General features: G+C 51.5%; 13 protein-coding genes and 1 pseudogene. 13 read left to right on the forward strand and 1 reads right to left on the reverse strand.

Features of this window, described 5'->3' with window-relative positions:
- Window positions 1-257: 257 nt before the first annotated feature.
- From NYE54_RS15740 to NYE54_RS15770, 7 genes are all read left to right on the forward strand, one after another.
- On the forward strand, window positions 258-1,283 hold the full coding sequence (locus NYE54_RS15740; RefSeq protein ID WP_339273060.1) for an ABC transporter permease subunit: 1,026 nt from the start codon (window positions 258-260) through the stop codon (window positions 1,281-1,283).
- A gap of 15 nt (window positions 1,284-1,298) precedes the next feature.
- Window positions 1,299-2,183, forward strand: coding sequence for a carbohydrate ABC transporter permease (locus NYE54_RS15745; RefSeq protein ID WP_339273062.1), 885 nt, complete (start codon window positions 1,299-1,301; stop codon window positions 2,181-2,183).
- 37 nt (window positions 2,184-2,220) lie between these two features.
- Window positions 2,221-3,747 carry an ABC transporter substrate-binding protein gene (locus NYE54_RS15750; RefSeq protein WP_339273064.1) on the forward strand — a complete coding sequence of 509 codons (1,527 nt, stop codon included), beginning with the start codon at window positions 2,221-2,223 and terminating at the stop codon, window positions 3,745-3,747.
- Between the two features lie 130 nt (window positions 3,748-3,877).
- Window positions 3,878-7,651 carry an Ig-like domain-containing protein gene (locus NYE54_RS15755; RefSeq protein ID WP_339273066.1) on the forward strand — a complete coding sequence of 1,258 codons (3,774 nt, stop codon included), beginning with the start codon at window positions 3,878-3,880 and terminating at the stop codon, window positions 7,649-7,651.
- Between the two features lie 115 nt (window positions 7,652-7,766).
- Complete coding sequence (locus tag NYE54_RS15760) at window positions 7,767-8,444, forward strand: hypothetical protein (RefSeq protein ID WP_339273068.1); 678 nt, start codon at window positions 7,767-7,769, stop codon at window positions 8,442-8,444.
- On the forward strand, window positions 8,437-12,693 hold the full coding sequence (locus NYE54_RS15765) for a glycoside hydrolase family 2 TIM barrel-domain containing protein (protein ID WP_339273070.1): 4,257 nt from the start codon (window positions 8,437-8,439) through the stop codon (window positions 12,691-12,693). Before NYE54_RS15760 ends, NYE54_RS15765 begins: the two co-directional genes overlap by 8 nt.
- A gap of 74 nt (window positions 12,694-12,767) precedes the next feature.
- Window positions 12,768-13,919 (forward strand): glycoside hydrolase family 88 protein, encoded by a 1,152-nt coding sequence (locus NYE54_RS15770; RefSeq protein WP_339273505.1) that lies wholly within the window; start codon window positions 12,768-12,770, stop codon window positions 13,917-13,919.
- A 110-nt stretch (window positions 13,920-14,029) separates the two neighbouring features.
- Here NYE54_RS15770 and NYE54_RS15775 read toward each other — a convergent pair.
- A pseudogene (locus NYE54_RS15775) lies at window positions 14,030-15,258 on the reverse strand (cytochrome P450).
- 200 nt (window positions 15,259-15,458) lie between these two features.
- On the opposite strand from NYE54_RS15775, the gene NYE54_RS15780 reads away from it, so the two are divergent.
- From NYE54_RS15780 to NYE54_RS15805, 6 genes are all read left to right on the forward strand, one after another.
- A complete protein-coding gene (locus NYE54_RS15780; RefSeq protein WP_339273071.1) occupies window positions 15,459-15,968 on the forward strand; it encodes a PadR family transcriptional regulator in 510 nt (169 codons plus the stop codon).
- A gap of 149 nt (window positions 15,969-16,117) precedes the next feature.
- Window positions 16,118-16,216, forward strand: a complete 99-nt coding sequence (locus NYE54_RS15785; protein ID WP_339273506.1) for a hypothetical protein — start codon at window positions 16,118-16,120, stop codon at window positions 16,214-16,216.
- A gap of 217 nt (window positions 16,217-16,433) precedes the next feature.
- Window positions 16,434-17,072, forward strand: a complete 639-nt coding sequence (locus NYE54_RS15790) for a spore coat protein (protein ID WP_339273072.1) — start codon at window positions 16,434-16,436, stop codon at window positions 17,070-17,072.
- Between the two features lie 345 nt (window positions 17,073-17,417).
- Complete coding sequence (locus tag NYE54_RS15795) at window positions 17,418-18,917, forward strand: malate:quinone oxidoreductase (protein ID WP_339273074.1); 1,500 nt, start codon at window positions 17,418-17,420, stop codon at window positions 18,915-18,917.
- 279 nt (window positions 18,918-19,196) lie between these two features.
- Window positions 19,197-20,213 (forward strand): glycosidase, encoded by a 1,017-nt coding sequence (locus NYE54_RS15800; protein ID WP_339273076.1) that lies wholly within the window; start codon window positions 19,197-19,199, stop codon window positions 20,211-20,213.
- 300 nt (window positions 20,214-20,513) lie between these two features.
- Complete coding sequence (locus tag NYE54_RS15805) at window positions 20,514-21,809, forward strand: extracellular solute-binding protein (RefSeq protein WP_339273078.1); 1,296 nt, start codon at window positions 20,514-20,516, stop codon at window positions 21,807-21,809.
- Window positions 21,810-21,893: the final 84 nt, after the last annotated feature.

Genomic DNA, 21,893 nt, shown 5'->3' on the forward strand with positions numbered 1-21,893 from the left:
GCGGGTCTTTGGCATGCCGCGGTTATGAAGTGGTGATTCGGTGGCTTTTTTGAGTTGCGCTGGTTCCGATTGACCCAGGTACAGTAATCCTGCTTCTATACAGCCGGCTGTACAGCATTCCGAAATCCTTACAGCCCGGCCGTACAGCAATCCTGAAATTGTACAGTAACGCAGAGCCCCGAGTTTGAGCTATCGTTAATCATGCAAAGCCTGGGATGCAGGCGAGGAGTGCATAAGAAAAGGAAGGGGCTTTCGCTATGTTGAAGAAGGTAACACTATCGGGTTCTATTGATGCAGACTCGGCTAACCGTTCGGGACCCGAATTGGGACCGAATCCTGGACCTGCCGGCGCACGCCAAAAAAAATCGGCGCTTCGCAGAGAGCTTCGCCATTTTCGTAACAACCGGGAGCTGTTTCTGCTATCGCTACCCGGGATTCTGTACAAGCTGATTTTTGCCTATATCCCGTTAGTGGGATTGATCATTGCCTTCAAGCATTACCGCTACGATCTTGGTATATTCGGCAGCGAATGGGTTGGACTGGAAAACTTCCGTTACTTGTTCTCGACCGATACGGCTTGGCGGATCACGCGCAATACGGTGCTGTACAATGCCGCTTACATTGTAGCTACCACCGCTGCAGCGCTGCTACTGGCGATCCTAATGAACGAACTCAGGGCGAAATGGAGCAAATTTTATCAGACTGCGCTGTTCTTGCCCCATTTTTTATCTTGGGTGTTGGTCGGATACGTCGCCTATGCCTTCCTGAACCATTCCGACGGGTTCATCAACCGCACCTTACAGATGTTCGGGATGGAGCCGGTCAGTTGGTACCAGACGGCCGAGGCATGGCCAGCCATCCTCATTCTTGTTCATTTATGGAAGGCGGTCGGATTCAATACACTTATCTATTTTGCTGGCATACTCGGCATTAACAGCGAGTATTACGAGGCAGCACGGATCGACGGAGCGACGAAATGGCAGATGGCGATGAAAATTACCGTTCCGCTGCTGGCTCCGCTGGTCATTATTCTGCTGATTTTGTCCATCGGCAACATGTTCCGCGGCGATTTCGGACTGCATTATTTCATTCCGAACAACTCCGGCTTTCTGTACGGCTCCACGGATATTATCGATACGTACGTATACCGTGCACTCCGTGAGATCGGCAACGTTAGCATGTCGGCGGCTACGGGCTTTTACCAGTCGGTTGTCGGCTTCGTCCTGGTGCTGGTGGCGAACGGGGTCGTGCGCAAAATCAATCCCGAGCATTCCCTATGGTAAGAAGGAGGACATCCGATGCCTAAGAAGTTCGAACTGCCGAAACTGTTGATCCATCTGCTGTTCATCCTGCTCTCGCTGGCGGTCGTCCTGCCGTTTCTGCTCGTCGTCGCCGTGTCGCTGACGGACGAAGCTTCGCTCACCCGCAACGGGTATCAGTTTCTGCCCGAATCATTCAGTCTGGAGGCGTATCGCTACCTTCTGGATGCTCCCGACATTCTGCTGCGGGCTTACGGGGTTACGATTACGGTGACCGTCATCGGAGCGCTGGCAGGATTGCTGCTCACCGCGATGACCGCGTACGTCATCTCAAGGCCGGATTACCGCTACAACCGGGCAACAACATTCTACGTATTTTTCACGATGCTGTTCAGCGGAGGACTCGTTCCTTCCTATATCCTCATCACGCAGTACCTGCATTTGAAAGACAGCTTACTGGCACTCATCCTGCCGGTGCTGCTCTCGCCATTCAACATTATGGTCATGAAAGGATTCATGTCCAAAATTCCGCTCGAAATCGTGGAATCCGCCAAAATCGACGGGGCGAGGGAGCTGCGGATATTTTTCAGGATCATATTACCACTGTCTACACCGGCTTTGGCTACGCTTGGCTTGCTAATCTCGTTTACGTATTGGAACGAATGGTTCAATGCCATGCTGTACATCGACGATCCGAACAAGGTGCCCCTGCAGCTGCTGCTCGTGCGGACGCTTGGCAGCATTGAGTTCATTACTTCCAATTCGGAATTTGCGCAGCAGCTGGGTGTTGATTTATCCAGTTTTCCAAACAATTCGGCAAGAATGGCAATCGCGGTGCTTGCGGGTGGGCCGATGCTGATCATCTTTCCGTTTTTCCAGCGGTTTTTCGTGAAAGGGCTTACGGTTGGCTCCCTCAAGGGTTAACATACAACAACCAATTAAACACTCAGGAGGTCATGTTATGAAAAAAAGACTGCTAGGACTTTTGGCGATCGTCTTGATCGCGATGTCCACTCTTGCCGGCTGCGGGGGCAGCGGCGGAAACGGCGAGACGAATAGCGGAACGCCGGACACGCAAGGGGCGTCACCGGATACAGGCGGATCGAGCAAGCTTGATCCCGTCGAGTTGACTTGGTATTACCCGCTGCTGCAGCTGCAGCCCGACCAGAAGAAGGTCGAAGTGGAAATCAACAAAATCGTGAAAGAGAAGTTGAACGCCACCGTAAAGCTGATGCCGGTTGCGATCGGGGATTACGTGCAGAAGATGAATACCGTACTGGCGGCAGGCGAGAAATTCGACATTCTCTGGACCGGTTATATGCTGAAACCGGAAGAGCTGGTACGGAAGGGAGCGATTCAACCGCTGAACGGGCTCTTGGATGAGTACGCGCCTCAGTTGAAGGCGGATGTCCCTCAGGTGATGTGGGATGGTCTCTCGGTGGACGGGGAAATTTACGGCATTCCGAACCAGCAGATCAATGGTTCGAGATACGGCTTCATCGTGCAGAAGCGGTTTGCCGACAAATACGGCTTGGACCCTACCACGATCAAAACGATAGCGGATATCGAGCCGTTCCTTGAGCAAATCAAGCAGAACGAGCCGGGCATCATCCCGATCGGACTGTTCGGCGGCTCGTTCGTCAACCCGCAGGCGCATGACGATCAATACTGGGTCGTTCCGGGGCTTGACGATCATTTCTACATCAAGACCGATGACCCGTCCTATACGCTTCATCGCTATCCCGAAGAGGAGCTGGACAATTTCAGACTGGCCAGCAAATGGTATAAAGCCGGGTACATCCACAAGGACGCGGCTACGGAAAAAATGACCGACTACCAATCCAAAGGCCAGATCGCGGTCGAGTTCGACGTCACGCTGAAGCCGGGGGTCGAGGCGGAGGTCAAGCCGAAGAACGGCGGAAACGATGTCATCATCATTCCGCTCAGCGATTGGTTCTCCAACGGCTATTCAGCAACAACCAACCAGTCGATCAGCCGAACTTCCCCGAATCCGGAACGGGCCCTGATGCTGCTCAATCTGATCAACACCGACAAGGAGCTCTACAATTTGTTGATCAACGGTTTAGAGGGAGTGCATTACGAGAAACTGAGCGGCGATTATATCAAAGCGATGCCGGATTCCAGGTATCGTCCGAACATGGATTGGGTGTTCGGCAGCGTATTCAATTCCTACCTGAAGGAAGGGCAACCGGAAAATATCTGGGAGGAAACGAAAAAAATCAACACGAGCTCCGAAATCAATCCGATCGGTGCATTCAAGTTCAATTCCGAGCCAGTCAGCACGGAAATCGCCAACCTGAACGCCGTATGGGGCGAGTACAAACGCGGACTCGTGACCGGAACGCTTGATTTTGAGGAAACCTGGCCGGTTCTTTACGGCAAGCTGAAGGAGGCTGGCGAAGATAAATACGTCGAGGAGGTGACGCGTCAGTTCGAGCAATTCCTAAAAGAGAAGGGCTTAAAATAATCGGCCCGTAGGCTTGTAGACGGATGGAGACTAAACGGGAGAAACCTGCTGCCTGGGTGGGCTTTGACGACACTGCGCAGTGCGTAGGCAAAGCTGACCGGATTCCACGCTGGAGGAAGGGGAGCGATTTATGAAGAAGCTTGTGCTTACGGCGCTGGCGGCAAGCCTGTTGTTCGCGCTGTATCCATTTCTGCCGGCCGCCGAGACGGCGTCGGCTTATGGAAATCCGCACGGGACGGCTTTTTACGTGGCCTTAGACGGAAATGACTCGAACAAAGGGACGATCAACAAACCGTTTCGAACATTGGAAAAAGCGCGTGACGCCATTCGGGCGTTGAAAGCGAAGAAGGGACTGCCACGGGGCGGCGTCACGGTCTATCTTCGGGAAGGCCGGTATGAGCGGGCAACCAGCTTCGAGCTGGGTTTGCAGGATTCGGGGGAAGCGGGTAAGCCGGTCACCTATACGGCCTATCCAGGTGAAACGGTTATCTTGTCCGGTTCTAAGAAGTTGGAGAAATCCGCATTCGTTCCGGTAACCGATTCTGCCGTACTGAACCGCATTATCAGCGAAGAGGCACGAAACGAAGTGCTGGTAGCCGATCTGGCTGCCCTCGGCATTACCGATTACGGCGAAATGAGCCGGCATGGTTATTATCTGGCCAACGATTTGAGCAAGGTACCGCCGATGGAGTTGTACGTGGGCGGGGAAGGCATGACGCTGGCTCGCTGGCCGAACGAGGGAACCGTTCAAATGGACGAAATCCTCGATCCGGGACCGACGCGGAAAGATCCGAACGGGGAGGTTCATACGAGAGGCGGGACCTTTACCTATACGTATGACAGACCGCAATACTGGACGCAGGCGGACGACATCTGGCTGGATGGCATTTTCGGCTACAGCTGGGAATGGTCCTACAACAAGATCGCTTCCATCGACACCCAGGCCAAGAGCATTACGCTCCGGTATGGAGAAATGAGCGGCATTTTCAAGAACTGGTACCCGGATTTCCATTTCGCTCAAAACCTGCTGGAGGAGATCGATATGCCCGGCGAGTATTACATCGACCGCCAGGCCGGAAAGCTCTATTTTCTGCCGAATGCCGAATTCATGACCACGAATCCATCCATTGAAGTGACGATGCTGAAAACGCCGATGATCAATGCGTTGGACGCATCTTATAACGAATTCTCGGAGCTGATCCTGGAGAACGGGCGTGATTCGGCGGTCGTCTTTATGGGCGGCAGCCATATGCGTGTCCTAAATAGCGAAATCCGCAATTTCACCAATAGCGGCGTGCTGGTCAACACTCAGAGCCGGTTCCATTACAACGATTTTACCGGAGTTCCGGGAACGGACCATAAGATCGAATTTACACACATCCACCATATCGGGGGTACCGCCGTCACGCTTACCGGAGGCGACAAGACAACGCTCGCGCCGGGCAACAATGCGGTGGAGAACTCTCACATTCATGATTTTGCTTATTATCATAAGGCCTACAATCCCGGCGTTCTCTTGTCCGGGGTGGGTAACCGCATGTCGCATAACGAGCTGCACGATGCTCCCCATCCCGGCGTGCTGATCTTCGGCAACGATCATCTCGTGGAATACAACGATATTTACGACGTATGCAAAACCTTCTCGGATCTCGGCGCCATCTACATGAATGCGGGCGAAACGCCCCAGCAGCGCGGCACCATTATCCGTCGCAATTACTTCCACAACATCGGAGAAAGTAAACCCGGCGTTGAAGGGGTCTATCCTGATAATTTCACGATGGGGCTTCAGATCGATGAGAATATCTTCTATCGTATGGGGAATTCAGCAATCAAAAACAACGGGGGCGCGCATATTTTGGCCCGCAACAATATCTTTGTGGACAGCAAGGTTCCATATGACTACGCGGATTTGTTTCTCGGCGATGAGCCGGACGATCAAGTTCCGCTGAATTACATGCCGAAGTGGGAGGCGCTGTTCGAGGCCAACAACGACTTCGTCGGCACGCCGTACCTGGCCAAATATCCGGAGCTGGCGAACTTTTTCACGGAAAATCGTTATTATCCGGATACGAATACGTTTCACGGCAACGTTGTCTACAATCCGACGCTTCCACGCAGCACGACAACGAACGAGCAGGGGGCGTACGACAAATTCAATCTTGTCCAGTACGCCGATAACTGGGTAACCGACGAGGATCCCGGGTTCGTCGATTTGGCAGGAGGCGATCTGTCGCTGCGTCCGGATGCTGAAGTATTTCAGGCCATCCCCGGCTTCCCTGATGTCCCATTTCACGAGATCGGTATTAACGGGAAAGCAGGTACCACCAACAGCCCGGACAGCTACCCGGTGCAAAGCGTTGTGGTCTACGACAACGAAATCACGGTGGATCGGTGGAAAACGGTAAAGCTGCGCACGGCGGTCCTCCCATGGAACGCGGAGAATCCGAAGCTGGTCTTCACGTCGGCCGATCCCGGCATCGCTACGGTTGACAATAACGGTATCGTCACGGGTCAGGAGGTGGGCCAGACGGTCATCACGGTGGCGTCGGCGGAGAATCCGCAGCTCACGGCAATGGTGGACGTCACAGTCGAAGCCGGAGACGGGGTCATGGATTTCACCGATTTCGAGTCAGGTGCAAACGGCTGGCCGCAGGACGCGAACCGCAGCATCGCAAAAGAAGGCGACAACCGCTGGTATAAAATACTGAACGGCGCTACCACTCTCAGCGACAAAACCTTCACCGATTATGAGCTGACCTTCAAACTGAAGACGCCTGAGTCGATCGGAGAAAATGCAACGCTGTACGTGTTCGATCGCCAGGCGGGCAGCGGCTCGACCCGCGTCGGCTACAAAACACGTCCGGACGGCTCTTCCTCCTGGCTGCTGTATAACGCAGCCTGGACTGTGCTGCATGAAGAGAAACTCCCAGGACACGACCTGCAGCCGAATACGGAATACGAGATCAAGATGCGGGTCAAGGGCGGCGATATCAGCGTGTACGTGGACGGCCATTTCCGCCTGAAGGCCGCCGATCCCGGCCATAACGCGGCAGGCAAGGTCGGATTCTACGTCAACAACGTCAGCCACATGCTGTTTGACGACATCCGGTTCAAGGCACTGAGCACGGAGCTGGCCGGCATCATACCGTCCGAGCACGAAATACGGCTTGCCGCCGGCGAGCAGCATCAGCTGCAGGTGACGTTCGATCCCGCGGATACCCCGGATACCGGCGTTACTTGGCAATCCGCCGATCCGGCCGTAGCGGAGGTGAGCGACAAGGGGGTCGTCAGTGCCGTTTATGAAGGAGAGACGACCGTCACAGCCGTGTCCGTGGTCAACCCGCTCATCAAAGCGGATATCGCCGTGACCGTTTCGAACATCATGCACGAGACCGACTTCGAATCGGGCAGCAACGGCTGGCCGGTAGACCCGAACCGCAGCATCGCGGACGATCCGGACGGTAATCGCCGCTACAAAATTTTGAACGCGGCAACAGGCCTGCTGGACCGGGTCTTCGAATCGTATGAGCTGGAGTTCACGCTGAAGACCCCGGCTGTCATGCCAGACGACGGTACAATGTACGTCTTTGATCGTCAGGATGCAAGCGGCTCTACCCGAATCGGCTATCGGACCCGCGTGGATGGGACATCCGCCTGGATACTCTACGACACGGCCTGGCAGAAGATCGCCGAGTCCGTCTTGCCGAATCGAGACCTGCAGCCGGAAACGGAATATGCAGTCAAGATTAGCGTAAAGGACGGGGACGTCTCCATTTATGTGGACGGCGAGCCGAAGCTTGCCGGCACCGATCCGAATCACCGGCCATCCGGCAAAGTCGGTTTTTACGTGAGTGGATTCGACTACATGCTGTTTGACAACATCCGTTTCACGGTGGTGCCTTAAGGAAATGAGGCGCTTCCTCCCGGTAAATGGAGGGAGCGTCTTTTACGATCGGCAAATAAAACGGATACGGATTTTGATCTCCAGGAGCATCAAAATTCACGATGGGAGGTTCATCATGCAGCGATGTCTATTTAGGGGCGAAGGAATCGAGGAAGATGCCCTTACACTGTTACGGGGCGAAAGTGTTTCACAAGAGATCCACACGGCGATGGAACGGGAACGCGTGGCCCGATTAAGCTTGTTTACAGACGGAAGCCGGTTGTTTCTTTATTATGAATGTCTCGGGGAGAAGGTGCTTCCGGAAAGTTTGCTGCCGCGAGCTGAGGCATGGTTGGCCGTTTGGCCGGGAGGAGATCCGGGACGCAGATGGGCGTCGCTGGCCGACATTTTTCATTATCAAGCGCCCGTTTCGGAGCAGCATTGGGCACGGACGAATGATCACAGTGTGCCGTATGGAAGGATTGCCCGGCTAAAGCCCGAAGAGGTCTCAAGCTACGTGTACTATCATTACCAGTACCAGGAAGAACGGCCGGGCGATGGAGATAAATTCGGCATCATCGGCATGCATGAGAATCTGCTCTTTTTTTACTCAGAGCTCCCGGCCACACTTGAGCCAGCCCCTTATGAAGGAAAGTTGAAAACAACGCTCCGTCCGGACGATTGGGCAGCGGTGATGGAGCCGCATTTCATGAAGTGGGAGGGTGCGCCAGACGGTCAGGAGATTTGGCGAGAGCTGAAGCTTGTCCTTGAGGCACGTTCTTTCATCCAAAGGCAGGGAACAAACCATGCGTAACCGATTATGCCTGAACGGGGACTGGGATTTCATGCCGCTGTATGGACAGCCTCAGTGCCGCCGGCTTCCGGATGAAATCGTCTACGAGCGGCAGCAAATCCAAGTCCCTTCCAGCTGGAGATCGTCCTACGAACAGGCCAACGGCAAATCGTTCGGCGAAATTCGCGAGCATGGGTATGCCCCGATGGATCTCTACGGCTATCCGAAAGAATGGGACGGCGCGGAAGCGGGCGTGTTGCATAGAAGTTTTCATATTCCCGAAACCATGTCCGGGGAGCGGATTGTGCTGCGGATGGACGGCATCATGCAAAAGGCCGTCATTTTTCTTGATGGGGAAGAAGTCGCCGTATGGGAAGACGGCTACCTGCCGCTGCGTCTCGATATCACGCCTTGGGCCGAGCATGGACATGAGCATCATCTCCATGTCGTATGCGGCAGCTTCGACAAAGTAACGTTGGCAAACGGCATGGAGAAGGTGACCGGGCTGATGGGCTCCTGGTTCGGAAATGTTGCCCGGGGAATATGGCAGGACGTTTACCTGGAAAGCTATCCGGTCCTGTCTATAGAGGATGTAACCATCCGCACCTCCGTTCGGAGAGGGCGGCTTGAACTGGACGTCGCCGCTGGGGCGGCGGATATAGGAGGGGATCACGGTCCCCTTCACGTCAGGTTGAGCGTGCGAGAGATTGGCGTGCTAAGGCAAGGGGAAGAAAAGTCAGATACGAGGGAAAATGCAGATTCGATAAGCAGTAGCAACAACCGGTATGCGGCTAATGAAAAGAAGTCATTGCGAAGCCAAAGGCTTGGAATCGAAACGGAGAGATTTTCTGCGGAGAAAGGGGAAGGCGGCGGGCTGCGATTCGGAGATGGAGGGCGGTCCGTGCCTGTCCTACAGGCAGAGCAGACGGCACAGCGCATCGATCCGGTGGATGCGATGAAGATTAGACTGTGCGAAAACATACCCAGCGAGACGGTCTACCGTGCTTCCTTTAATTTGGAGTGGAGCGATGCCATCCTATGGGATCCCGATACGCCGTATTTGTATATGGCGGAGCTTGAGCTTGTAGAAGGTGAGCAGGTGCTAGACCGTCACGAGGAAGTGTTTGGTTTCCGTGAATTTTGGTGCGAAGGTCCGCAATTCATGCTGAATGGCATCCCGATCCGTTTGCGCGGCGATTCGTGGCATTTTCAAGGGGGACTGCAGCAGACGGAAGCGTACATCCGGAACTGGTACCGGATGTGCCGCTCCGTCGGAATCAACAGCATCCGGCTGCATGCTGAGCCTTATCCGGAGGATTATGTCCGAATCGCCAACGAAGAGGGCATGCTGATCATCGACGAAACAGCGATATACGGATCGGGCAAATCCATGCTCGCCGACCATCCCGATTACTTGGACAACTGCCGCAAGCATGTACAGCGGCTCGTTAAGCGTGACAAGAATCATCCTTCCGTCATCATGTGGAGCCTGCAGAACGAAATGCGCTGGGTGGACGGCCGGGACGGCTATAAGGTGCATATTCCCGGCCTTATGGAGGCGATCCGGGAACTGGACGCCACTCGTCCGATCGTCGCCGAAGGAGACAACCGACTGGTGTCCAATGCCCATACGGAGGTGGAAAGCCGCCATTACAATATTGACGGCACCATCGCTCAATGGGACCGTTCGGTCCCATTAACCTTCGGTGAACACGGTGGCTGGTGGTACATATGCCCTCAAAACGCCAGCATGTATGCGGGGCTGCAAGCATATCGCAGTACGGACGAAAGCACGGTCGGGCTGGCGCAGAAGGAACGCCTATTCGTAGAGTATGCGCGGCGGCAAGGCGTCTCGGGCATTGCGACATTCAATTTCGCCCATTATTTCATGAGAGCTATGCCGGAGAACGACGTCGCTGTCCCACCGTCCGAACCAGGCCTGCCCGGGGTGAAGCCCAAGGTGATACCGGCCTATTCGCTTACGATCAACAACGGCCTGCTGCCTGATGATCCGATGTATGTTCCTAATCCGGCTTTTGCCCCCATGGCGGAGGCGTTTAAGCCGGTCACGATGTTCGCGGCCGAATACAACCACTGTTTCTACGACGACGCAACCATCACCCGCAGCTTTGACGTCTTCAACGACACGTTGTCCGCACAGGATGTTCGGATCGAGTGCGTGATTAGGCAAGGGGAAACGATCATTCATGAACGCAGTTTCATATTCCGGCAGGAGCCGGCCGAGCAGAAAACCATTGCGATGTCGTGGACTCCGGTCCACGTTGAGACTGAAGGAATGATAGTGCTGACGGCAGTGCTGTTCCATGGCGATCGGATTATGCATGAGCTTCGGAAGGAATACCGTCTTGTGTCGGGAAGCCTCCTTCGCCATCCGGTTGAAGTTGTACGCCCGACAGCTTACTGGGGATCTGAAACAGATTACTTCAAGATCCGAAATCTTGTTCCCGACTGCAAGCGGGTAGCCCGGGATGGGCTTGCTCTGCTGTCATGCGATCATTTGCTTATCATCGGCAGTAAGGCAGAGGACCCGGATGGCGGGTTGGAGGCGGAGTTAAAAGGCTTCGTCGCACGCGGCGGTCGCCTGCTGATGCTGGAGCAGTGCGGGTTGTCGCTAGGCGGCCGGCTCAGGCTGTCGCGGAGACCGTTTCTTCGGGCCCATGCCGGCGATTACCAACATCCGGTGCTTAAGGGTTTAAGCGACTCGGATCTAATGTTCTGGCACGAGGAGCTTCGCGAAGAGGGCCCGCTGCCTATCATTTACGCCGCATTCGAAAAGCCGCTCCAAGGCGATTTCACCCTGCTGCTGGAGTGCAGCGCTGGCGATTTCGGCGACGGTGGGGATTTATGGTCGCCGCTCTTGGAGTACCGGAGCGGAAGCGGCATGTTTGTGGCCAATCAGTTGGAGCTGATGGCTAATCTTGGGCGCGTTCCGCAAGCCTGTCTGCTGCTGCGTAACCTGCTGGCTTACACCGGTCGCAACGAAATCGCTGACGGTGCGACTGTGCGGCTGGTGGGGGCGCTGGTCCGTCCCGGCGGGGAAGCGGCTGCGTTCCTCGACCGGCTGTGCCTGCGCTACACGGTGCTGGATGCAGCTGCGCTGATAAATGAGGGTGTGACCCATGACGAAAATGGCCGGGGCGATCTTCCCGCATTCTTCGCGCAATCATTCGGCTTGCTCGTAGCAGAAGCAAGCCTGCTTGCGGCTCCTGGCTCAGCCGAGGCCGCCCGGCGCTATGCCGAAGCAGGCGGACATGTGCTTGTCCTGCCGGCGGACAGCAGTCAGCATGGCAATCTTGCCCGCCTGTTGGACCGTCCTGTGAGAGTGGAGCCTCACGAGGCGTACCATCTAGCGGTGGATTACACCAACAAGGCCGTAAGCGGCTTCAGTCCGGTCGAGCTGTTCGGCTATGACAAAGTATTTCTGTCCCCCCGGGACACCTCGAACCGTTTGCTTGCCGCCTACCGGCTTGAGGTTGCGGGAACGGACGCCTTGTGCGTTAGCGTGGAGGGAACCGCTTGGAAAGATTATTTCGTCAATGGTTACACATCCGAATACAGCCGTCTCGCACTGGTCGAACTGAACCGCAGGAAAGCCCGTTCCTCCGGAGCGTTTCTGGTCCAAGAGAGGACGGGGGCAGGCTCCATCCTGTGCTCCCAGCTTCTGCTAGACCCCAACAATGAGAAGGCACTAAGACTCTATACCCGTTTGCTCGCCAACCAGGGTGCCGTCTTTGATGATGGCTTGCTGGTAAGCGAGAAAGACGACGGGACATGGGCCGTGGAAGCGGTTATGGTACTGCCTTGCCCGTCTCATGTCGATTACGAGGCGATGAAGACATACTATACCGATCCTGAATTTTCGTTGAACAATTTGGGTGAAGGACTATACGGCTGGATGCAGAAAAAAGAGCGGCAATCCGAGGATGGAATGATGCGGATTGCCTGCACCGGATATGATCCATGGCTTATGAGCTGTTTTGTGCAGGTACCTGGAGGAGGAGCTAAGCCAGTCCGCAAGGGACGTTTGCGAGTTTATGCTAATGTGCCGTATGCCATTTACCTGAACGGTGAGCATGTGCGTGAACCGGAGCGCGAGCTTGTCTTGAAGGGCGGACTCAACCGGCTGATCGCGATCGTCCGCGGAACCGGCGGGGATATTGCCTTCGGCATGACCTTTCTGCACGCGGACGGGACGTACATGAAGGATCTGGAATACCGCATGACCCTGGATGAAGTCGAACCGAAATAGTCGAACGTATAGACGGTAGCGATATCGGTATGGAGCCAGATCAGATGAAACAAAATGGATATGGGGAGGACATTATGGACTGGAACGCTGTCATCGAACGAACCTTACACACAACGAAAGCGAATATCGCCCGGTTTGAACATCGGTTTCCGCATGTCGGAAACGGGGGCGGCAAGTATCAGCTGGTGAATCATACGGATTGGACGGAGGGATTTTGGCCTGGCATTCTGTGGCTGAGTTACGAGTACGGCAAGGATCCCTGCTTTCGTGAGGCAGCTATCCGATCTGTGCGTTCGTTTCAAGAGAGATTAGCGCAAAACCAAAAGCTGGAGCATCATGATATCGGCTTTTTGTATTCATTATCCGCTTTGGCGGAATGGTTCGTGGAACGAGACGAGACTGCCAAGAACACGGCGCTGCAAGCCGCAGATGCGCTCATGAGACGATGGAGGCCCTCGCTTCAGCTTATCCAGGCATGGGGTCCTGAACATGATCCCCAAAACGGCGGCAGGATCATCATCGACTGCCTGATGAATCTGCCCTTGTTATGCTGGGCCACCGAACAGACTGGAAATGCTGCATATGCCGATGTCGCACGCATTCACGCTGACAAAAGCTTAAAATTCCTGGTGCGTGGAGACGGCTCTTCCTACCATACTTTTTATTTTGATCTGGAATCTGGCGATTCCGTGCGAGGCGGGACGCACCAAGGATACAGGGATGGGTCTACGTGGTCGCGGGGGCAGGCTTGGGGCATTTACGGATTCGCGCTGGCTTACCGTTATTTCCAAGAGCCGCAATATTTGGACGCTGCCATTCGAATGGCGCGTTATTACATCGACCACCTTCCGGATGATCATGTCGTCTATTGGGATTTTGACGTCCCGGCATCGGCGCTGACGCCGAGGGACAGCTCTGCCTCTGCCATTGCAGCATGCGGGATTCTGGAAATCGCGGATCAGCTGCCAGGCGATGATCCCCGCAGGGAGCTTTTCATAAATGCCGTTCGGCGTTCGATGGTCTCGATGGTTAACGGTTATTTTACGGACGGTAATCCGGATGAAGAAGGTTTTCTGCGGCATGGTTCGTATTTTGTCAGGGGAGGGATCGCGCCGGACGATTTTGTTATATGGGGGGATTATTTCTTTCTCGAAGCGCTCATGCGTTTAAACAACGGACGGCCCGGTTATTGGTATGAATCTAAGAGGAACAAAGTGAAAGAATGAGTGCATAAAAAGTGAGAGACCCTGTGCCTTTAGAAATAGACAGGGTCTCTTGATACCATGAGCCCTTGCTGTGCAGGGCTTTTTTTGATTGTACAGGACATAGGTCAGCATTACCGATGAACGCGGATTGGAAGCTGCGTCAACATTTGTCCTGCTGCAGACGGATTCAGGTTATCCTCCAGTTTAAAATCGGCCATCGGCTCCATTCGCGGGAAGTAATCCATAAATCTGCTGATCGCAATGTTTGCTTCAAGTCGTGCCAGTGGGGCTCCCAGGCAGAAGTGTGCGCCGTTACCAAAAGTTAAATGCTTTTTGTTATTGGCTCGGTGGATGTTCAAAGTGAAGGGATCCTCGAATACCTCCTCATCCATATTGGCAGCGCTCATCCATGCGACGACAACGTCGCCCTGCTTCAAATCCACGCCGAGTATATTGTTATCCTGTTTTACGGTCCGGTCCATTTTGGCAATGTTAAACCGATAGCGGAGCATTTCCTCTATGGCATTGGGAAGAAGCTCGCGATCGTCCCGAATTTCGCCATAAATTTGGTTGTTATCATATAAGAAGGAATAGAACGTTTGGCTAGCAGATGCGTCGTCGTTTCAATACCCGCACCGAGGATGAACATCGTCGTTCTGACAATCTCGTCATCCGATAATTGATCTCCATCCACCTCGGCTTGAATGAGGTCGGAGATGATATCGTCAGATAGATTTGCTCTTTTTTGCACGATATGGGGGTAGAGATAGTTGTAATATTCCTTGGCTGCATGACGTTTCAGTTCCTGTATATCTTCCGAATGGTCTTTGGGCAAGGGGAGGAATAAATGGTTGACCCATTCCTTAAACAACAAGCGGTCTTCCGAAGGGACGCCGAGCAGATCGGCTATGACGATGGTCGGCAGCGCACTCGCGTAATTTTGAACGATATCAATGACATCGGCGTCTCCCATTTCGTTCAAAAGCTGGTCCGCAATCTCCTGAATGCGCGGTTCCCAGAGTTTTAAACTGCGAGGGGTAAAAGCGGCGGAAATCAATGCTCGACTTTTTTGGTGCTCCGGCGGGTCGGATTGAAGGTTGATTTTACTCATCTTCTCGCCTTCGGCATTGTCGGCACCAACGCTAATCGTCGTTCGGGTTCTTGCACTAGAGAAATATTCATGATCCTTGAGAACCCTCTTTACATCATTGTAGCGGAAGACGTTCCATGTATGGGTTGCCTGGTTATAAACGATGGGCTCATGCTGCAATTTGTGCTTGTACCAATCATAAGGATTGAATTCTTCAGTCGGTGAATGGAATTGCGTGATTTCCTCTAAAGAGATGATATCATGATTCATTACATTCCCTCCAATGCTAGTGTAATATACCATATGTTAATTTAACATAATTCCACAGCTGGTCATAGTTTCCAATGACCCATGTCCAAAGTTCCGTTTATATTCTGCCTTGTCGGATTTTAGTAGAACATATACTCTAGAGGTGTGCTGCTTCGATGCAGCGATTTTGCCAAATCCGTTAACGAAAGGCCTGAGCCATCATGTATCTTGAACTTCTCATTCTGATCCAAATCGAAAAATCCCCAAAACACGGTTATGAAATAAAAAAAGAAATACAAAAGGATCTCGGTTATTTAATGGACGTCAATCACAATATGTTATATCCGACATTGCGAAAGTTTACGGATGAGGGGTTTGTACGCAAACATCGAAATGAGCAGGAAGGCAGACCGAACCAGTATATATATGAAATTACAGAAGCAGGTAGGGGGAAAATCGCAAACCTCATTAATGAATTCACCGAAAAAGATGCAAAACATCAAATCGAATTCATGGTAAGAGTGTCCCTGTTCGAGCGTATTTCTCAGGAGGACCGGATTCGAATATTACATAGGAGAAAGAAGGACTTGGAAGAGCTGCTGTCCGATATCGAGAGAAGACTGGATGAAGGTGGAGACGAGTTATTCCGGGACGAGGTTCTGCAGTATTCGATCTCCCAGGTTAATGGAGAATTGACGTGGATTGATAAATTGATGCATAGCGTAACCTGATGGTGAATACAGCATCCACCAGTTCTTTGATGAACTTGGCATCAAGCATGACGATTGCTATAGCGCAAGTAAAGAAGCCGTGATCTTGCGGCTTCTTTACTTTTTTGTACCTTGCTTTTGCCGAGCGGCATGGCGTTAGTGCCGAAACGATGCCAACCTTAATCAAGTGTATGCTGCACAGCACAGATTCGATGAAGCTGAAGATTCAATCCGCATGGAAGAAGATAGCCGCCAAAGTTGAAGGGTAGCGGGCGCAATGGCTCAACGCGTTGGCTGACGCAGCCCGTCGCGGTTGATCAGGATTCTGACGAGTATCCGCCTTTTTAAGGCGTTTTTTTATTAGTTCTGGGATTAGAAGTCATCACCAATTGCTTTCATCACATAAAAATCTCCAAATCGTCCGTATATTCTGGACAAAAGAACCCACAATATGAAGGGCGTATAATAACTTTAGGAGGTACATGAATGGAATTCGAACAATCACAAAATCATCAAAACATGGAAACAGGCATGATTCCACCGCAAATGAACCATGGCGGTCATGAAATGTTTGATGTCCACGAAGTATTGGCAGGGGCAATCAACACCATGAACACGTATACCATACTGAGCGGGCATGTACAGGATCCGGAGCTTCGAGATATCCTGCAGCGCCAGAAGCAATTTATGACAGATGAGTACAACATCACCTTAGAGTGCTTTAAATCAGGACAAGATCCATCAAAGCCAACGCAAAGCTATAAAATGAAGCAGGGCAATGACTTTATTTACGGCATGAAGCCAGGCCAACCGAAAAAACCGATGCAGTCCACAGCTGAGATCAACGATGAAACCATCGCACTCAGCATGTTAAACGCAGTGAAATCGGGTGCTACGATGAAAACCAATGCTGCCATGGAATCTACGAATCCGGTCGTGCGCCGCGTGCTTGCCGATTCCCTTCCCAACTGCATTGAAATGGCTTATGAGATTTCGCTATATCAAAATAAGCATGGCTACTACCAAGTACCACAGCTGCCTCAGCAAGATATGCAGTACATGCAGAATAGTTACGGCACTGCCCCGATGCAGTCGCAAATGCCTGGAAAAATGGCCCCTCACTAATTACCAAAGCGCTTTGTCCGTATGGACATGGCGCTTTTTTAATTCTTCCCAAGGGAAGAGTAATACATAAACCTCCACACATTGAATATCAATACATGAGAAGTCGCGATTCTTGCGGCTTTTTTTTGTGGAGGATCTTCTCACTATGTTAACAACTTTAAATAGTTTATAATGATTAGATAATAGTAGATATTTTAATCTATCAATATTTATAATAGACTATAATAATATGGTGAAAAATGACACAGAAAAGGTGTGTTTTCAGGGGACGCCTTGCTTTTTAATGACCTTTTTAGCAGGGACGCCTACTCTTTTTTCAAATATATGGGATAAGGAAGGTTTATAATGAGCAACATGGAGAAAAAAACAGATGTAATCTTAATTGGTGCCGGCGTCATGAGCGCAACATTGGGAGCCCTACTGAAAGAGTTAGTACCTGAATGGGAGATCAAAGTGTTTGAGAAACTTGCAAGCGCGGGGGAAGAAAGCTCCAATGAATGGAATAATGCGGGGACCGGCCACTCCGCATTGTGCGAGCTTAACTATACATCCGAAAAACCTGACGGATCTATCGACATCAGCAAAGCGATCAATATTAACGAACAGTTTCAGGTTTCAAGACAGTTCTGGTCTTATCTGGTAAACAGCAATCTGATTCGCAATCCGCAGGACTTTATCATGCCTATTCCTCATATGAGTTTAGTGCAAGGTGAAAAAGACGTGGCTTTTTTGAAAAAACGTTTTGAAGCGCTGTCAAACAACCCGCTCTTTCAAGGGATGGAATATTCCGAGGATCCGGATCAGCTGAAGGAATGGATTCCGCTTATTATGGAAGGGCGGACAACGAATGAGCCGTTTGCGGCAACCAAAATCGACTCCGGGACGGACATAAACTTTGGCGCTTTAACGCGCATGCTGTTTGACTACTTGAAGAGCAAAGGCACCGAGATTAACTACAAGCATAGCGTCAAGGGTATTAAACGTACACAAGATGGTTCGTGGAAAGTGAAAGTGCATGATATCCAGCAGGGTAAAACCGAGTATCATACGGCCAAGTTCGTCTTTATCGGCGGAGGAGGCGGAAGTCTGCATTTGTTGCAAAAAACCGGTATTCCTGAGTCAAAACATATCGGAGGATTCCCGGTAAGCGGACTATTCATGGTGTGTAAGAATCCGGAAGTGGTAGCGCAGCATCATGCCAAAGTATACGGAAAAGCCAAGGTTGGCGCCCCTCCGATGTCGGTTCCCCACCTGGATACAAGATATATTGACAACCAAAAAGCATTGCTCTTTGGTCCGTTTGCCGGCTTCTCGCCCAAGTTCTTAAAAACGGGATCGAATTTTGATTTGATAAGCTCCGTCAAACCGAATAATCTTGTTACCATGCTTGCCGCTGGAGTAAAAGAGATGGCATTGACCAAATACTTGATCCAGCAAGTGATGCTTTCGAATGAAAAACGCATGGAAGAATTACGCGAGTTTATTCCTAACGCCAAAAGCGAGGATTGGGAAATCGTCGTGGCGGGCCAACGCGTACAAGTGATTAAGGATACTCCTAAGGGGAAAGGAACGCTTCAATTTGGGACGGAAGTGGTTAGTGCCGCAGATGGCTCGGTCGCTGCCTTGCTCGGTGCTTCCCCTGGCGCTTCGACAGCCGTTCACGTTATGCTTGAAGTATTAGAGAAATGCTTCCCGCAACAGATGAAAGAGTGGGAGCCGAAAATAAAAGAAATGATTCCTTCTTACGGCATATCCCTTGCGAACAACCCAGCCCTATTCGAGGAAATTCAAGAATCAACTGCGCAAGCGCTAGGTTTAAGCTTAAAAGAACTCGTGTACAGCTAATACTAGACAGGTAAAAGCGGCAATTAAAAGACACATCGCGCTGTTACTGGATAATGCACTAATAAGGGTAATTCCATATACGTATCGGCCAAATGGCCAAAGATCCAAGCGGTTCATTCATTGAACCGCTTTTTTATGTTATTTAACTGTCAGGACATCACAGATAACAATATTTCGGATAATATTGAAAGTTTGCAGGATATTATGAATTGGCTAAGCCTCTTATAATAAAGTAAAGAAATTGATAACACTTACATAACGATCATAGGAGGCTTATCCATGAAAATTACCCGGCATCCGGAAAATCCGATCGTAGTGCCTGGACTCTACGACTGGAGAAAGGTGACGGTATTCAATCCGGCGGTCATTATCGATAACGGAAAATTCTATATGATTGAACGGACGGCAGGCTCCCTGACTCCCTGTAAAAACTACCTGGGACTCCTGGAGAGCACGGACGGTGTGCATTTCACCCATGTGTTGGACGAGCCCGTCGTAACGCCGGACCAGCTGGGATTCCCCTACGGCAGCATTCAGGATCCGCGGATCGTCAAGATCGACGACACCTTTTATTTGAACTATGCTTTGCGCCCATGCGCCATGAACTATTACCCGACGGGAGCTGGCATCCCTGAACGCTCGATTCCCGAGTATCCGGACGGCTGGGGAGATGAGGAAGGCCACTGGCTGACGCGCTCCGGGATATTGACCTCCAAGGATCTCATTCACTGGGAATACCTATGCGATACGACGCCGCTTGATATCAATGACCGCGACAACATTCTGTTTCCGGAGAAAATCAACGGCAAGTATGTGCTGCTTCGCAGACCGGAAGAATATGTAGGGGAGGAATATGGAACGGAAAAAGCAGCCATGTGGATCAGCTACTCCGACGACTTGGTGCATTGGGACGAGCCCAAGCTGCTGGCAAAAGCCGAAAACAACGACTGGGAGTACAAAAAAATCGGCGGCTCGACGCCTCCGGTACGAACAGACAAGGGATGGCTGGTGCTTTACCACGGCGTAGACCAAGATACGGTGTATCGCGTAGGGGCCTTGCTGCTGGATCTGGAAAATCCGGAAAAAATCATCGCCAGAACCCGCCGGTTCATTATGGAGCCGGAGACGTACTATGAGAAGTTCGGCTATCAGATTCCGAACGTCGTTTTCCCGACAGGGAATGTAGTCAAGGACGGGCTTCTCTATATCTATTATGGCGTGACGGATACGGCGATCGCGCTCGCAACGGTTCCTTTGGATGAGTTGGTAGATTATATTTTGAACGAACCGCAATAACGAAGGGTTAAGGCGTGGCAGAGTTAAAACTGGTTTCTCTGCCACGCTTTCTATAGAACCTAACATGTAAGCGATACCATTAATTCGGAAATTTGTAAAGTTTATGTCAACAATATTGACGCTTATCAACAGAATTGTGCATTATATAAATTCCACCTATTCAAAATGACTTGAAAAAATTAGATGAAATCGTTTTTTTAATGGATATTGGGATTTAAAGTCCGCTTGTATAATTAATATATCTTATATTGTTAAATATAAGAACATAATATGTAACATATAAAGAGAGGGGTATAACAAATGAAAATGTCTAAGAAGCTTAGAACGATGCTGCTGACCGGAACAGCTGCGCTGCTGCTCATGTCAACCGTCGCCTGCGGCTCCGGAGAGAAAGATGCTGCAGAACCGGAAAAGGTTACCTTGAACATCATGCATCCATGGACATCGCCGAACGTGGATAACGAGGTGTACAAAGAGCGGATCGCTGAGTTCGAAAAACAGCATCCTGACATCATCATCAAACAGGACGGGGTAGCGGCAACCGAATATAAAACGAAGCTGCGCACGCTGGCTGCTGCCAACAACTTGTCGGATATCAATGTAGTATGGCCTGGTGCCGACCTGGCTCCTCTGGTTGCCGGGGATTTGCTGATGCCGCTGGATGACCTGATGGACAACTGGAAGGATATTTTGCCGGAGGACGCATTGGCCGGATTTAACCAGAACGGCAGTCAATTCGCCGTGCCGACCAAACAAACCTTCGTGGACATTATTTATTACAATAAAGAGATGTTCGCCGGGGTCGGTTATGACCAATTTCCGGCTACCTACGACGAATTCATCGATGCGGTGAAAAAGCTGAAGGAAGCCGGCATTACGCCGATCTCTTTGGGCAACAAAGAGAAATGGCCGCTTCAATCGTCCTTCTTGTCGATTATCGGGGACCGTTACGCAGGCAGTGACTTCTTGCAGAAAATTTTGAACAAGGAAGCCAAATTTACCGATCCCGAATACGTGAAAGCGATTGCCGTCATCGACGAACTGTCCAAGCTGGGAGCATTCAATACGGATGCGAACAACATGGATTCCGTGCAAGGGCAGGACTACTTCATTCAAGGCAAGGCAGCCATGCATATCTCTTCTTCTACCGTTGACGGAAGAATCCGTATCAACAACGAGGAAGGGGACAAATTCGGCATTGCGCTCTTTCCGAGCGTCCCTGGAGGCTCCGGCGATCCGGTGAAAAGCGCGGGCGTCGTTCAGTACGGCATCGCCATTAAAAAAGGATTGAGCGATGAAAAGAAAGCGGCTGCCGAGGAATTCATCAAGTTTTTTGTCAATGAGGACTTATACAAAGATCTGATCAGTAAAGGCGTTGTCGTACCGGCCAACGTTGAAATTCCTGAAGATGCGAGTCCGTATCTCAAGGAAATGCTGGAGTTGACCAATAAAGGTACGGCACCGGTGTTCGACAGTGTCATTCCGACGCAAGTTACCGACGTCATGCAGAACGGATTGCAGGCTCTGACGATTGGCAGAGGTACGCCGGAGGAGCTCGCCCAAGAGGTGCAGGAAGCTTTCGACAGCATGAAGTAAGCGCGACGGATTTCCCTAAGTCAAGATCATGATGGCACAAAGAAAAACCCGGCAGCGGGTTTTTCTTATTAAAGGCAGAAAGAA

Source organism: Paenibacillus sp. FSL K6-1330, assembly GCF_037976825.1.
Taxonomy (GTDB): domain Bacteria; phylum Bacillota; class Bacilli; order Paenibacillales; family Paenibacillaceae; genus Paenibacillus_AQ.